This window comes from Serratia entomophila, assembly GCF_021462285.1.
GTDB lineage: Bacteria > Pseudomonadota > Gammaproteobacteria > Enterobacterales > Enterobacteriaceae > Serratia > Serratia entomophila.
The window spans coordinates 2,753,142-2,767,819 of the sequence record NZ_CP082787.1; the positions used below are offsets into that span (position 1 = coordinate 2,753,142).

Consider the following 14,678-nt stretch of genomic DNA (forward strand, 5'->3'; position numbering starts at 1 on the left):
TCACTTTTTCAGGCGTACCCAAATCAACGGATTGGTGCCGACCAGGTTATGGTCCCGCACGCACTGCAGCACCTCCCCCTCGATTTTAAGCACCGCCCCTTCGGAATAATTCTGATTCTGATAAATGCAGCAGCGGCTGCAGGGTTGAGCTGCCGGCTGTGCAGCGGCGTTTTTCGCCGTCCCCCAGATCTCGGGGGAAACCGGCAACACCACATCCACGCTCCCGCTGGCGCCCACGGTGCCTGAAAACAACCCAACTCCCGCCGCCAATATCAGTAATCGCAGTTTCATTCACTCTTCTCCTGCGCCTTGCCGGCGCTCTTCCTGCGCTTTTTGCCGCCAGCTGAAGGCGGCGGCGGCAAACCACGAAACGCCATACTCGCCCGGCTCTGCTTGGCCTGATAAATCAGTTCCTGCAAAGTGCCAACCAGCGGCTGCATAAAGTCCTGATAACGGCAGGATTTCTCACTGATTTGCGTCAGCGTGGCCTCCCAGTTCGCCGTCATGTCAGGACGCGCGGCAAGGTCCGGCAACGAGTGGATCAACGCGCGGCCGGTCTCGCTGGAGTGAATATAGCGCCCCTTCTTGTAAAGAAACGCACGCTTGAACAGCAGCTCGATGATCCCCGCTCGCGTGGCTTCCGTTCCTAAACCATCGGTCGCCCGCAGGATTTTCTTTAACGCTTTATCTTGAACGAAACGCGCAATACCGGTCATTGCCGACAGCAAACTGGCGTCGGTGAACGGCCGCGGCGGCTGCGTCTGGCGCTCAACCACCTCGCCCCGCTCGCACAGCAGTTCGTCATCCTTCGCCACCACCGGCAACGGCGCGCCTTCGTTCTCTTCGTCGCGCTCCTTGCTGCCCAACAAGGTGCGCCAGCCGGCCTCGGCCAGAAAACGCGCTTTGGCGATGAATTTGCCGCCGGCGATGTCCAGCTCAATGACGCATTTGCGGAACATCGCATCCGGGCAAAACTGCATCAGGTATTGGCGCGCCACCAGCCCGTAAACGTTCGACTCATCCTGCGTCAGGTTAACTTTGCTGGCGCGGGCGGTGGGGATAATGGCGTGGTGGGCATCGACCTTTTTATCGTCCCAGCAGCGGTTGCGACGATCGCTGTCGATCACCGGCTGTGGGTACATCTCCGGCTGGTGCACGCTGATGGCGTTCAGCACCGCATGTCGCCCGGCGAAATGTTCCTCCGGCAGATAGCGGCAATCGGAACGCGGATAGGTAATCAGCTTGTGGGTTTCATACAGCCGTTGGCAAACGTCCAGCACCTGCTGCGCGCTGAGGTTAAAACGCCTGGCGGCTTCTATCTGCAGCGTCGACAGCGAGAACGGCAGCGGCGCGGTATCTGATTCCCGTTTATCATTATAAGAGGTCACCAGCGCCGGCTGGCCCTCGATGCGTTTGAGCACGTGCTCCGCCAGCGGCCGGTGCAGCAAGCGGCCTTCTTCGTCCTGATACGGCTCGCAAGAGTCGCTGGGCTGCCAAAGCGCGACAAAACGCTCGTCTTTGGGCGTAACGATGTGCGCTTTGACTTCGAAAAAATCCTTCGAGACGAAGTTTTCTATTTCTTCGTCGCGCCGCACCACCAGCCCCAACACCGGCGTCTGCACCCGCCCCACCGACAGCACGCCATCGTAGCCGGCGTTGCGCCCCAACAGGGTATAAGCGCGGGTCATATTGATGCCGTACAACCAGTCAGCGCGCGAACGCGCCAGCGCCGATACGCACAGCGGGATAAAATCACGGTTGTCGCGCAGCCGCTCGACGGCGCGCTCCACCGCCTGCGGGTTGAGGTCGTTAATCAGGCAGCGGCGGACGTTCTGACGCTTTTCCGCGGTTAAATCCAGATAGTCCAGCACCTCGTCCACCAACAGCTGCCCTTCGCGATCCGGGTCACCGGCGTGTACCACCTCATCGGCTTCGAGCAGTAGTTTTTTGATGGCGTTCAACTGCTTGCTGACCGAAGGACGCGGTTGTAGCCGCCATTTTTCCGGAATGATCGGCAGATCCGCCAACGACCAGCGTGCATAGCGGCTGTCGTAGGCATCGGGCTGCGCCTGCTCCAGCAGGTGGCCGACGCACCAGGTCACGACATCGTTGCCCCCGCAGGCGATAAAGCCGTCACCGCGGCGGTGAGGCTTGGGAAGAACGTCGGCAATGGCGCGCGCCAAACTCGGTTTCTCGGCTATAAACAGTCGCATTATTCACCGTTTTTATGGCTGTACGTCATCAGGAATTCTCTTACTTCAGCATAATTCCCGCGGAACGCAATCCGGCGGGATTTCTTTTCCAATTGGAACTGATACATCGGATCGTAGTAATGCTGCAGCAACGGCTCCAGCCATGCCCGATGCGCATCACCGCTGCCGCTGAGGCGCTGCTGCTGCAGCGCGGCCTCCAGGCGCTGCGTCAGCTGCTGGAAGCGCTCCATGCCCAGCCGGCGGCGGATGGCGAACAGCCCCTGGTGCAAATATTCATCGTAGCGCAGCCAGCCCGCCGCCTCGCCATACGCCTGCTCGAACTGCGCGCGCATGCCGTCGATATACTCAGCCTGCAGGCGCGCCAAGCGCGTCTCGAACGGGTCGTCAATCACCGCCACCGGCGCCAGCTGCATGCCGTTGAACAGCGGCAGCGGCAGGTTGTTGCTGCCGATAATGCGCCCCTCATCCTCCAGGACCCAGCGGCGGCAGCCACCATGCTGTTTTTTCAGCAACAACACAGCCAGACGATTCTCAAAATCAATCTGTGAGCTCTGCCCGGCCAGCGTTCGGCCAAAAGATGACCCGCGATGGCGCGCCGCCCCTTCCAGATCGACGCCGTCGGCCAACGCGTTGACCAGCAGCGTTTTGCCGCTGCCGGTATTGCCGCCGACCAGCACCATCGGCAACTCGGCGCTTTGCGCCAGCGTGGTCAACAGGAAATGGCGCAGCGCCTTATAGCCGCCGGCGATGCGCGGATAGTGCACGCCGGCCTCGCGCAGCCACTGCTGCACCAGTTGCGAACGCAAACCGCCGCGGAAGCAGTAGAGATAGCCTTGCGGCCACCGCGCGCACTGTTCCAGCCAGGCCGCGGTGCGTTGCTCGCGCAGCCTGCCGTTCACCAGGCTGTGGCCCAGCGTAATCGCCGCCTGCTGCCCCTGCTGTTTATAACAGGTGCCCACCGCCTGCCTTTCGCCGTCGTTCATCAGCGGCAGATTCAGCGCATTGGCGAATGCCCCTTGCTGAAATTCGACCGGCGCACGCAGGTCGATCAACGGGACGTCCTGCAAAAAAATACGTCGGTAATCGTCAGTGTCCGGCCTTCCCTGCACAGTGAGCACTATTCGACCTCAATTAACGGCTTATCGGCTACCGCGGCATGCAATTCGCCGATGGCGTCGAGCTGAATGCCATGGCGCGCGGCAATCGCCTGCACCTGCGCCACAGCCTCCGGCATCACCGCCAGCAGCAGGCCGCCGGAGGTTTGCGGATCGCACAGCAGCTGGCGTTGCAGGCTGGTCATTTCGCCCACCAGATGGCCGTAGCTGTCGAAGTTGCGCCCGGTACCGCCCGGCACGCAGCCTTCGGCGATGTAGGCTTCGACGCCAGGCAGCTTCGGCACCTGCTCGAACCACAGCGTCGCCTGCAGCCCGGAGCCCTGGCACACTTCGCTCAGGTGGCCCAACAGCCCGAAGCCGGTGATATCGGTCATCGCCGTCACCCCGGCCACTTCGGCGAAATCTGCGCCTGGCGCATTCAGCCGGCACATCACTTCGGTCGCCAGCCCCTGATGCTCAGGACGCAGCTTGCTTTTCTTCTCGGCGGTGGTCAACACGCCGATCCCCAGCGGTTTGGTGAGGAACAAGGTGGCTCCGGCCTGCGCCGCGCTGTTTTTCTTGACCCGCTCGGTATTGACCACGCCGGTGACCGCCAGGCCGAAGATCGGCTCGGGCGCGTCGATAGAGTGCCCGCCAGCCAGCGCGATGCCCGCCTGCTGGCAGGCGAAACGCCCGCCGTCGATCACCTGTTGCGCCACCTCCGGCGGCAGCGTGGCAATTGGCCAGCCGAGAATGGCGATGGCCATAATAGGTTTGCCGCCCATGGCGTAAACGTCGCTGATGGCATTGGTGGCGGCGATGCGGCCGAAATCGAAAGGATCGTCGACGATCGGCATAAAGAAGTCGGTGGTGCTGATGATGCCGACGCCGTTGCCAATATCGTACACCGCCGCGTCGTCGCGGGTTTCATTGCCCACCAGCAAGCGCGGATCGACAAACTTTTCACGCTCGCTGTGCAGAATGGTTTCGAGAACTTTCGGTGAGATTTTGCAGCCGCAGCCAGCGCCATGGCTGTACTGGGTTAAACGGATTGCCGGCGATGTCATAGTCCACTCCCTTCGATTAACGGCACTCAAGATAGCATAGGGTAGCGCTTGCCGAGGGGATTGGTAAGAGCAGGCTGCCGTTTAGCGTGCAGCTTGCTCAGAAACAAGGCAATTCTGCGGGCAGAGGCGCATTTTTACCGCCTGCCCGCCGGAGGGATCAGAAGTAGCTGACGAAAGGCGTGCTGTCCGGCGCGATCACTTTGGTCGCGGCTTTCAGCTGCGGCGTGCCCAGATACAGGAAACCGACAATCTCATCCTGCTCACGGCAGCCGAAGGCTTCACGCACCAACGGGTGTTCAGTCCAGGCGCCGGTGCGCCATATGCCGTTAAACCCCTGCGCCAGCGCCGCCATTTGCATCGCCTGCACCGCACAGCCGGCGGACACCACCTGTTCCCAACGCGGTACCTTGGTTTCTTCGGTGCAGTGCGCCACGACGGTAATGATCAACGGAGCGCGGAACGGCGCCTTGGTGGCCTTTTCAATCGCCGCCTCGTCCATCTGATCCTGTTTCGCAGCAGCTTGTAACAATTGACTGAAACGCGCCAGACCCTGATTTTCGATCATCACGAAACGCCACGGCTGCAGCGCGCCGTGATCGGGCGCACGCAGGCCCGCGTTGATGATGTTCTGGCGCGCTTCGCCCGCCGGCGCCGGTTCCGCCAGCCGTGAGGCCGAGCGGCGATTCAGTAACAGATCCAGTGCATCCATCGTAAACTCCTGATAACAATTTGCATTACGATCACGTTAACATAGCTCTACAGCGAGTTACAGCCTCGGCCATACTGTCTGTGAGCCACGATTTAAAGCTGACATTTCTTCGGCCGCTCATTAGGATAGCGGAACATTCTCGACTCTTGTTGGAGAGCACATGCGCACATTGTGGCAAATTATTGCCGGCATATTCAGGTGGACATGGCGTCTGCTGAACTTTATCAGGGAACTGATCCTTAACCTGTTCCTGGTGTTGCTGATCCTGATTGGGGTCGGCATTTATCTGTCCTTCCAAAGCTCCACCACCCCAACGGTGCCGGCGCGCGGCGCGCTGCTGGTAGATCTGAGCGGCGTGGTGGTCGATCAACCTTCGATGAACAACAAGGTGCGCCAATGGGGCCGCGAGCTGCTCGGCGCGTCCAGCAACCGCCTGCAGGAAAACTCCCTGTTCGACGTGGTTGACAGCATTCGCAAGGCCAAAGACGACAAAAACATTACCGGCATGGTATTGCAGTTGAATGACTTCGCCGGCGCCGATCAGCCTTCCCTGCAGTACATCGGCAAGGCATTGCGCGAATTCCGCGACAGCGGCAAGCCTATCTTCGCCATCGGCGACAGCTACAACCAGACGCAATACTACCTGGCCAGCTACGCCAACAAGGTCTATCTGTCGCCGCAGGGCGCGGTCGATCTGCACGGTTTCGCCACCAACAACCTGTACTACAAGTCGTTGTTGGAGATGCTCAAGGTCACCACCAACATTTTCCGCGTCGGTACCTATAAATCGGCGGTCGAACCGCTGATCCGCGACGATATGTCACCGGCGGCGCGTGAAGCGGACAGCCGCTGGATCGGCGGCCTGTGGCAGAACTATCTGGCTACCGTGGCGGCCAACCGCCAGCTGACGCCGCAACAGCTGTTCCCAGGCGCCGCCGGCGTGCTGAGCGGCTTGCAGGCGGCAGGCGGCGATACCGCCCGCTTCGCGCTGGACAACAAGCTGGTGGATGAGCTGGCGTCACGTACCGTGATTGAAAATCAGCTGGTGAAAACCTTCGGCTGGGATAAGCAGGCCAATGATTTCAACGCCATCAGCATCTACGATTATCAGCCGAAGGCGGCGGCGGATCAGGGCGGCAAAATCGCCGTGATCTTCGCCAACGGCGCTATCATGGATGGCCAGCAGACGCCGGGCAGCGTAGGTGGCGACACCACCGCCTCAGAGCTGCGCCAGGCGCGCCTGGACCCGGCCGTCAAGGCGGTGATATTGCGTGTCAACAGCCCTGGCGGCAGCGTCAGCGCCTCTGAAGTGATCCGTTCCGAGCTGGCCGCGGTGCGCGCCGCCGGCAAACCCGTGGTGGTCTCTATGGGCGGCATGGCGGCTTCCGGCGGTTATTGGATCTCGACCCCGGCAGACTACATCATCGCCAGCCCGAGCACCCTGACCGGTTCCATCGGCATCTTCGGCATCATCAACACCTATGAGCAGACGCTCGACAGCATTGGCGTGCATACCGACGGCGTGGCGACTTCGCCATTGGCCGATATCGCGGTCACCAAGGCGCTGCCGGCGGAGTTCTCGCAGATGATGCAGTTGAACATCGAAAACGGTTACAAGAACTTTATCGATCTGGTGGCTAAGGCGCGCAAAATGACGCCGCAGCAGGTAGACCAAATCGCTCAGGGCCACGTCTGGCTAGGCAGCGATGCCAAAGCCAACGGCCTGGTCGACCAGTTGGGCGACTTCGACGACGCAGTGAAGAAAGCGGCCGAGCTGGCCAAGCTGAAACAGTGGCAGCTGAACTGGTTCGTCGATACCCCAAGCCTTAGCGATATGGTGCTCAGCCAGTTCGGCGTGTCGATTCACGCCATGCTGCCAACGGCCATTCAGGCCATGCTGCCTGCGCCGCTGGCGTCTGTCGCCATGGCGGTGAAAGAGCAACCGGGCCTGTTCAACAATCTGAACGACCCGCAAAACCGTTACGCCATCTGTTTGACCTGCGGAGAAGTCCGCTAACAAATAAATCCTCAGCCCGGCACCCGCCGGGCTTTTTTTCTGCGCTTATCTCCCTATAATTCAGCGCATCTTATCTCCGTTAAAATAATGACCATGCAAAAGAAATCCATTTACGTCGCCTATACCGGCGGCACCATCGGCATGCAGCGCTCCGATCACGGCTATATCCCGGTTTCTGGCCATCTGCAGCGCCAGCTGGCGCTGATGCCGGAATTCCATCGGCCTGAAATGCCGGATTTCACCATCCACGAATATGCCCCGCTGATCGACTCTTCCGACATGACGCCGGAAGACTGGCAGCATATCGCCGACGACATTAAGCAGAATTACCACCGTTACGACGGCTTTGTAATTTTGCACGGCACCGATACCATGGCCTTCACCGCCTCGGCGCTGTCGTTTATGCTGGAAAACCTGGCCAAGCCGGTGATCGTGACCGGCTCGCAGATCCCGCTGGCGGAGCTGCGCTCAGACGGCCAGACCAACCTGCTGAATGCGCTGTATCTGGCGGCCAACCATCCGGTGAACGAGGTCAGCCTGTTCTTCAACAACAAGCTGTTCCGCGGTAACCGCACCACCAAAGCGCATGCCGACGGCTTCGACGCCTTCGCCTCGCCCAACCTGCCGCCGCTGCTGGAGGCCGGCATCCACATCCGCCGTCAGAACGGCATCGACAGCCCGGTCTGCAACGGCGAGCTGCAGGTGCACGACATTACGCCGCAGCCGATCGGCGTGGTGACCATTTACCCGGGGATTTCCGGCGCGGTGGTGCGCAACTTCCTGCTGCAGCCGGTTAAGGCGCTGATCCTGCGCTCCTACGGCGTGGGCAACGCGCCGCAGAAACCCGAACTGATCGATGAGCTGCGCGACGCCTCCGAACGCGGCATCGTGGTGGTGAATCTGACGCAGTGCATTTCCGGCCGGGTGAATATGGAAGGCTACGCTACCGGCAATGCGCTGGCGCATGCCGGGGTGATCAGCGGTTTCGACATGACGGTGGAAGCCGCGTTGACTAAACTGCACTATCTGCTCAGCCAACCGCTGACGCCAAAGCAAATCCGCAGCCTGATGCAGCAAGACCTGCGCGGCGAACTGAGCATTAGCGGTTAACCTCACTAGGGAGCGGCGATGAAAAAGGCCCTGTTACTGATAGACCTGCAAAACGACTTCTGCCCCGGCGGCGCGCTGGCCGTCGCGGACGGCGACGCCACCCTGGCCGTGGCCAACCGGGCGATCGCCGCCTGCGTGGCGCGCGGCGAAACGGTGATCGCCAGCCAGGATTGGCACCCCGCCAACCATCGCAGCTTTGCGGTCAACTCCAATGCGCAGCCGGGCACCCTGGGCCAACTGGAAGGTCTGCCGCAGATCTGGTGGCCGGTGCATTGCGTGCAGGGGAGTCCCGGGGCCGAGTTTCATGCCGATTTGCATCAGGCGGCCATCGTCGAGGTGTTTCGCAAAGGGCAAAACCCGGACATCGACAGCTACAGCGCCTTCTTCGACAACGGCCATAGGGCGCAAACCATGCTGGACGGCTGGCTGAAAGCGCAGGGCATCGAGCGGCTGGCGATTATGGGGCTGGCGACCGACTACTGCGTGAAGTTCAGCGTGCTGGATGCCTGCCGGTTGGGATACGCAACCCAGGTGATCGTCGACGGCTGCCGCGGCGTCGATTTGCAGCCGGGCGACAGCCAGCGAGCACTGCAGGCGATGCAGCAGGCCGGCGCCCAGCTGGTTACCCTGTCACAATTTATCGCTGATTGATCTCCAGGGGCGCCGCAGGCGCCCTGTTCTCCCGCCGGCGAAAATCTCGACACCGCTCACATTCCGACCATTCTCCCGCACCGACATCTTGTTACCGCCCGGCGCTTTTGCTGTTATGACCCCGATGCTTCGGCATCGCAGGGTTATACGCATCCGGGGCCCGTTGAGCCCGGCTTTATTGTGACCGCCTGAGGCGGTTCAGGTCGACCTTGTCGGCCAAAGGAGATGACATGAAATTAGCCCGTAAGCTGCTGCCTTTGCTGGTAGCGGCGCAGTTTGGTATGGCCGGAGCCGGCATGGCTCAGGCGGCCTCTTATCTGTCCGTCGGTTACTTCAACGGCGGCGGCGACGTCACCGCCGGCCCCGGTGGCGACATCAACAAACTGGACGTCAGCCAGATAACCCACCTCAACTACTCGTTCGGCCTGATCTACAACAATGAGAAAGACGAATCCAACCCGGCGCTGAAAGATGCGGCGCGCCTGCACCAGATCTACCTGTCGCCGAAGGTGCAGGCCGATCTGCAGCTGCTGCCGGTGCTGCGCAAGCAAAACCCGGAACTGAAAGTGCTGCTCTCGGTCGGCGGCTGGGGCGCCCGCGGTTTCTCCGGCGCGGCCGCGACGGCGGAAAGCCGGGCGGTGTTTATCCGTTCGGTGCAACAGGTGCTCAAACAGTACAGCCTCGACGGCATCGATCTGGACTGGGAATACCCGGTTAACGGCGCCTGGGGGCTGGTGGAAAGCCAACCGGCGGACCGCGCCAACTTCACCCTGCTGCTGAAGGAGCTGCACCAGGCATTAAACAAGGGCCAGTTGTTGACCATCGCCGTCGGCGCCAACGCCAAAAGCCCGCAGGAGTGGGTGGATGTCCCCGCCATCGCGCCTTATCTCGATTACATCAACCTGATGACCTACGATATGGCGTACGGCACGCAGTACTTCAACTCCAACCTGTACGATTCCAAACGGTGGCCCACCGTCGCCGCCGCCGATCGCTACAGCGCCAATTTTGTGGTGGATAACTACCTGGCAGCCGGCCTGAAGCCCGCGCAGATGAATCTGGGCATAGGTTTTTATGGCCGGGTGCCCAAACGGGCGACCGAAGCGGGGATCGACTGGGACAAGCCGGACGCCGCCAGGCATCCGGTAACCCAGCCCTACTTCGGCGAACGGGAAATCGCGCTGTTCAAATCGCTGGGCCTCGATCTGGCCAAGGACAGCTACTTCAAATACAACGATATCGTCAGCAAACTGCTGAATGACCCGCAGCGGCGCTTCAGCGCGCACTGGGACAACGACGCCAAAGTGCCTTACCTGACGCTGCAATCCGCCGAAGGCAAGCCGCTGTTCGCCATTTCCTACGAGAACCCGCGTTCGGTGGCGATCAAGGCCGACTATATCAAGAGCAAGGGATTGGGCGGCGCGATGTTCTGGGAATACGGTGCAGACGACAACAACCGCCTGGCGCGCCAGCTGGCGGAATCGTTGGGGATAAACGGCGGGAAACGCTAAAGCGGCGGGCGATGGCGACATCGCCCTGCTGCACGCATTACTGCGGTTTCAGTTTAACCAGCGGTTCGGCGACGAACTGCTGTTTAAGCTCCTGCTTGCTCTTCATCACTATCTGGCCGTCGGTGCCGATGCTCATATGCTGAGGATCGGCATTGTTCATCGACTGCCACAGCATCACCGCCTGCAGGCTGTTTTCTTTCTGCTCCGGCGTCAGCGCCACGCCGTCCGGCCATTTGCCCAACTCGACCGCCTGCACCAGGCGCTGGTAGATTTCGGGCGTCATCGCCGCAATCAGATCTTTCACTTCCATCAGGGCATTTCTCGCTTACGAAAGAATAATTAGCTGAATCGATTTTTCAGATTGAATTACCGCTTAACCGGCGGTTTTCTCACCATTCTCGCCGTCGGTAAAACTTAACGACGCCGAGTTTACGCAAAAGCGCTCGCCGGTCGGCTGCGGGCCATCGGGGAACACATGGCCCAGATGGGCGTCGCAATGGCCGCAGCGGATCTCGACGCGATGCATATTGTGTGAGTTATCATCAAGATAACGGATTGCATCGTCGGATACCGGCTCATAGAAGCTTGGCCAGCCGCAGCCGGAGTCGTACTTGCTGTCGGAGTAGAACAACGGCTGGTTGCAGCACAGGCAATGGTACACGCCCTCCCGCTTATTGTGCAGCAGTTTGCCGGAAAACGGCGCTTCGGTGCCCCGCTCTTGGGTCACATAACGTTGGATTTCATTCAGTTCCGTGGCCGATTGGCCAGGGGTTGTCTCTTTAGCCATTTGTGCGTTTCTCTGAATGTGGATAATGTCAACGAAAACAATGATTAATAATAACAAAAAATTAACACCCTTGCAGGGATTTTTGGCCTAAACTGTAGCCCATAAAGGTCACGTCGCGACGATATGTGATACCGATCACATATCCTGTTTGTGCTGACTTTATACTTAGCGGTTTGACCCCATATTACGGATGAGGCCGAACGCAAACGGACTGTGCAATAAGCGCGCAAAAACGACCGCCAGGTTTGACTTGCCGCAAGAATTGACACGATTCCGCTTGACGCTTGGTAAGGTTTTTGTAATTTTACAACCAACCTTTTATTCACTAACAAATAGCTGGTGGAATATATGACTATCAAAGTAGGTATCAACGGTTTTGGCCGTATCGGTCGCATTGTTTTCCGTGCTGCTCAGGAACGTTCTGACATCGAAATCGTTGCAATCAACGATCTGTTGGACGCAGAGTACATGGCTTACATGCTGAAATATGACTCTACTCACGGCCGTTTCAACGGTACGGTAGAAGTTAAAGACGGCCATCTGGTTGTTAACGGCAAAACCATCCGTGTTACCGCAGAGAAAGACCCGGCTAACCTGAAGTGGAACGAAGTGGGCGTTGACGTGGTTGCTGAAGCCACCGGTATCTTCCTGACCGACGAAACCGCACGTAAACACATCACCGCTGGCGCGAAGAAAGTTGTGCTGACCGGCCCATCCAAAGATGCGACCCCAATGTTCGTTCGCGGCGCCAACTTTGAGAAATACGCTGGCCAGGATATCGTTTCCAACGCCTCTTGCACCACCAACTGCCTGGCTCCACTGGCTAAAGTTATCAACGACAACTTCGGCATCATCGAAGGCCTGATGACTACCGTCCACGCAACCACCGCAACGCAGAAAACCGTTGACGGCCCGTCTCACAAAGACTGGCGCGGCGGCCGCGGCGCATCCCAGAACATCATCCCTTCCTCTACCGGCGCAGCGAAAGCGGTAGGCGTAGTTCTGCCGGAACTGAAAGGCAAACTGACCGGTATGGCGTTCCGCGTTCCTACTCCTAACGTCTCAGTGGTTGACCTGACCGTGCGTCTGGAAAAACCGGCTACCTACGAAGAAATCAAGAAAGTCATCAAAGCAGCCGCTGAAGGCTCTATGAAAGGCGTTCTGGGCTACGTTGAAGACGACGTGGTTTCTACCGATTTCAACGGCGAAATCCTGACTTCCGTGTTCGACGCCAAAGCCGGCATCGCACTGAACGACAACTTTGTGAAACTGGTTTCCTGGTACGACAACGAAACCGGCTACTCCAACAAGGTTCTGGATCTGATCGCTCACATCTCCAAATAATGGAACGATGTTAAGCTGATGATGAGGGCGACATTTATGTCGCCCTTTTTATTTGTGTTTAAGCGAACAAAAGGCCACGCGATGAACGATAAAATTTTCACCCTGCCCGTTACCGAACAAATTTCTCCGTATATCAGCCAACGTCAGCTCGATGAACTGGGCGTGGTGGTGGTGTCCCATCCCAAGGTGCGCGCTGCGGTGGCCCTGCAAGGCGCCCATCTGTTGGCCTGGCAGCCCAGCGGCGAGCAGCCGGTTATCTGGCTCAGCGGCAATACCCCGTTCCAAAAGGGCAAGGCCATTCGCGGCGGCGTGCCGATCTGCTGGCCATGGTTCGGCCCGGCGGGCCAGCCCTCCCACGGTTTTGCCCGCAACCAGCCCTGGAGCCTGACGGCGCACGATGAAGACGACAACGGCGTTATTTTGACCTTCACGCTGAAAGACAACGAGCAGACTCGCAAGCTGTGGCCGCACGCCTTTACGCTGATTGCCCGCTTCAAGCTGGGCGAAGAGTGTGAGATTGAACTGGAGTCGCACGGCGACTATCAGGCCACCGCCGCGCTGCACAGCTACTTCCAGATTGGCGATATTGCGCGGGTGAAGGTCGCGGGCCTCGGCGACAGCTATATCGACAAGGTGGCGGGCGGCGTTGAGGCCCACCAAACCGGCGAGCTGACGTTTAACGGCCAGACCGACCGCGTCTATACCCAACCGGAAGCCTTCAGCCTGATCAAGGATGCGGCGCTGCAGCGCACCATTGAGGTTCATCATCACCACATGAGCGATGTTATCGCCTGGAACCCCGGCGTTGAGCTGTCTTGCAGCATGGCGGACATGACCAACGACGGTTACAAAACCATGGTGTGCGTGGAAACCGGCCGCGTCAGCAAACCGCTGCTCGCCGCCGGCGAACGGCCTGCACGTCTGGCGGTAACCTTCCGCAGCCGCAAAAATGCCTGACTCTTCGGGGTGGCCAACCTTGCCGCCCATTCGCACTATAGATGTGCAAAAGGGGCGCCAGCGCCCCTTTATGATGCATTGCCTGCACTATTATCGTGCATCTCGCCGTTAGAAGCTGTAGCTCACACCCGTCATCAGCAGCCCGGTGTATGATTTATCTACCATTGGGCTGTCTTTGACCTCATCGGAAAGCTTGACGTAACGGCCAACGAAGAAGGCGTTCCAGGCTTTGTTGATTTTATAGTTGGCGCTCAGCTCAACGTAGGGTGCCCAGCTGTCTTCCGGCGTGTAGCTGTCGAGACCGCTGCGGCGTGATTCGTTTTCACTGATGCCGTAGTAATATTTATTCTGGTTTTTGCTGCTCCACGTGACGCCCACGCCGGGAACCAGAGTGAAAGCGTCGAGGTCAAACTTGTACAGGTACGCCACATCCCCCACCAGGCCATTGCTGTAGTTCAGGGTATCGCCGGTGAAGGTGGTGCGAATGGTGCCCCACTCGGCGTTGTGAGAATAGGCCAGGCCGGCCATCAGCGTGCCGCGACGCTTGTCGAGACGCTTCATGCGGTCGTCGTCGCTGTCACCCGGGCGGTAGCCCAGCGGCGAGTAGTAGCCCATGATGCTCAACTGGTTTTGCTGGTCTTTCCACAGGTAATAACCGGCGGTCAGGGTGCGGAAGTAGAAGTCATCGCCTTCATAGTTAATCACGGGCACCGGATAAACGCGGTCCTGATAACCACGATAAGGATCCGGGCTGACCAGCGCGGAAGCGCCAAGTGACCAGGTTCCTGCCTGAGCACTGTGCGCACAAACCATTGCGGAAGCGATAATTGCTAGCGTTTTGAGTTGAGAAATCTTCACTGGTTTTTTTCCATAAATAACGGGGTTAATAGCGCACACAGTTTATGTGAAAATTTGGTTGCGCGTCTAATCTTTACAATAGAAAACAACCAAGATCGAATAACTTAGATCGGAAATATGAATTAATCATGGCAGTGCCATGACGTTTTCTGCCGCAGACCGCGCCAGACAAGGCATTTGGCTCTCTCTGCAATAACTGAGTCATTGATATGACTTAAAAAAAGCTTTTTCTGCTGCAGGAAATTTTCCAGTATGCAAACTAAGCTTAAATCAGAAGGTGAATTTATCCTGAGCCCAGTGGCAATACAGCGCAACTCGCGATAATAAGCGCACCAAGTTGGCATACGGGTTGCTGTACTC

Annotated in this window: 14 protein-coding genes; 6 read left to right on the top strand and 8 right to left on the bottom strand. The window is 58.8% G+C overall.

The features are described from left to right. The 5 genes from KHA73_RS13430 to KHA73_RS13450 all read right to left on the bottom strand — a co-directional run bounded on the left by KHA73_RS13430 (position 1) and on the right by KHA73_RS13450 (position 5,083). Entirely contained in the window at positions 1 to 291 is a 291-nt protein-coding gene (locus KHA73_RS13430) for a DUF1496 domain-containing protein (RefSeq protein WP_234584827.1), read from the bottom strand. Beyond that, positions 288 to 2,213 carry a DNA topoisomerase III gene (locus KHA73_RS13435; protein WP_234584829.1) on the bottom strand — a complete coding sequence of 642 codons (1,926 nt, stop codon included), beginning with the start codon at positions 2,211 to 2,213 and terminating at the stop codon, positions 288 to 290. The genes KHA73_RS13430 and KHA73_RS13435 overlap by 4 nt, the downstream gene beginning before the upstream one ends. Continuing rightward, positions 2,213 to 3,331, bottom strand: coding sequence for a tRNA 2-selenouridine(34) synthase MnmH (mnmH, locus tag KHA73_RS13440; protein ID WP_234584830.1), 1,119 nt, complete (start codon positions 3,329 to 3,331; stop codon positions 2,213 to 2,215). Before mnmH ends, KHA73_RS13435 begins: the two co-directional genes overlap by 1 nt. After that, positions 3,331 to 4,374, bottom strand: coding sequence for a selenide, water dikinase SelD (selD, locus tag KHA73_RS13445; RefSeq protein WP_234584832.1), 1,044 nt, complete (start codon positions 4,372 to 4,374; stop codon positions 3,331 to 3,333). Before selD ends, mnmH begins: the two co-directional genes overlap by 1 nt. A gap of 157 nt (positions 4,375 to 4,531) precedes the next feature. Then, on the bottom strand, positions 4,532 to 5,083 hold the full coding sequence (locus KHA73_RS13450; RefSeq protein WP_234584833.1) for an NAD(P)H nitroreductase: 552 nt from the start codon (positions 5,081 to 5,083) through the stop codon (positions 4,532 to 4,534). A 160-nt stretch (positions 5,084 to 5,243) separates the two neighbouring features. On the opposite strand from KHA73_RS13450, the gene sppA reads away from it, so the two are divergent. The 4 genes from sppA (at position 5,244) to KHA73_RS13470 (ending at position 10,372) form a co-directional block, all read left to right on the top strand. Further along, positions 5,244 to 7,100, top strand: coding sequence for a signal peptide peptidase SppA (sppA, locus tag KHA73_RS13455; protein ID WP_234584834.1), 1,857 nt, complete (start codon positions 5,244 to 5,246; stop codon positions 7,098 to 7,100). A gap of 93 nt (positions 7,101 to 7,193) precedes the next feature. Then, positions 7,194 to 8,210 (top strand): asparaginase, encoded by a 1,017-nt coding sequence (gene ansA, locus KHA73_RS13460; RefSeq protein WP_234584835.1) that lies wholly within the window; start codon positions 7,194 to 7,196, stop codon positions 8,208 to 8,210. An 18-nt stretch (positions 8,211 to 8,228) separates the two neighbouring features. Then, positions 8,229 to 8,861, top strand: coding sequence for a bifunctional nicotinamidase/pyrazinamidase (gene pncA / locus KHA73_RS13465; protein WP_234584836.1), 633 nt, complete (start codon positions 8,229 to 8,231; stop codon positions 8,859 to 8,861). Between the two features lie 230 nt (positions 8,862 to 9,091). Further along, positions 9,092 to 10,372, top strand: a complete 1,281-nt coding sequence (locus tag KHA73_RS13470) for a glycoside hydrolase family 18 protein (protein WP_234584837.1) — start codon at positions 9,092 to 9,094, stop codon at positions 10,370 to 10,372. Between the two features lie 37 nt (positions 10,373 to 10,409). Here the strand turns inward: KHA73_RS13470 and KHA73_RS13475 are convergent, their stop codons facing one another. Beyond that, positions 10,410 to 10,682: a YeaC family protein gene (locus tag KHA73_RS13475; protein ID WP_234584838.1), complete on the bottom strand. Its 273-nt coding sequence runs from the start codon at positions 10,680 to 10,682 to the stop codon at positions 10,410 to 10,412. 63 nt (positions 10,683 to 10,745) lie between these two features. Further along, positions 10,746 to 11,159: a peptide-methionine (R)-S-oxide reductase MsrB gene (msrB, locus tag KHA73_RS13480; RefSeq protein ID WP_234584839.1), complete on the bottom strand. Its 414-nt coding sequence runs from the start codon at positions 11,157 to 11,159 to the stop codon at positions 10,746 to 10,748. Positions 11,160 to 11,507: 348 nt separating this feature from the next. Here msrB and gapA point away from each other — a divergent pair, with 348 nt between their 5' ends. Together gapA and KHA73_RS13490 are read left to right on the top strand one after the other, a co-directional pair. Further along, positions 11,508 to 12,503, top strand: coding sequence for a glyceraldehyde-3-phosphate dehydrogenase (gene gapA / locus KHA73_RS13485; RefSeq protein ID WP_061794510.1), 996 nt, complete (start codon positions 11,508 to 11,510; stop codon positions 12,501 to 12,503). 81 nt (positions 12,504 to 12,584) lie between these two features. Beyond that, entirely contained in the window at positions 12,585 to 13,460 is an 876-nt protein-coding gene (locus KHA73_RS13490; RefSeq protein ID WP_234584840.1) for a D-hexose-6-phosphate mutarotase, read from the top strand. A gap of 108 nt (positions 13,461 to 13,568) precedes the next feature. Here the strand turns inward: KHA73_RS13490 and KHA73_RS13495 are convergent, their stop codons facing one another. Continuing rightward, positions 13,569 to 14,273: a MipA/OmpV family protein gene (locus tag KHA73_RS13495; RefSeq protein ID WP_272496180.1), complete on the bottom strand. Its 705-nt coding sequence runs from the start codon at positions 14,271 to 14,273 to the stop codon at positions 13,569 to 13,571. Positions 14,274 to 14,678 lie beyond the last annotated feature (405 nt).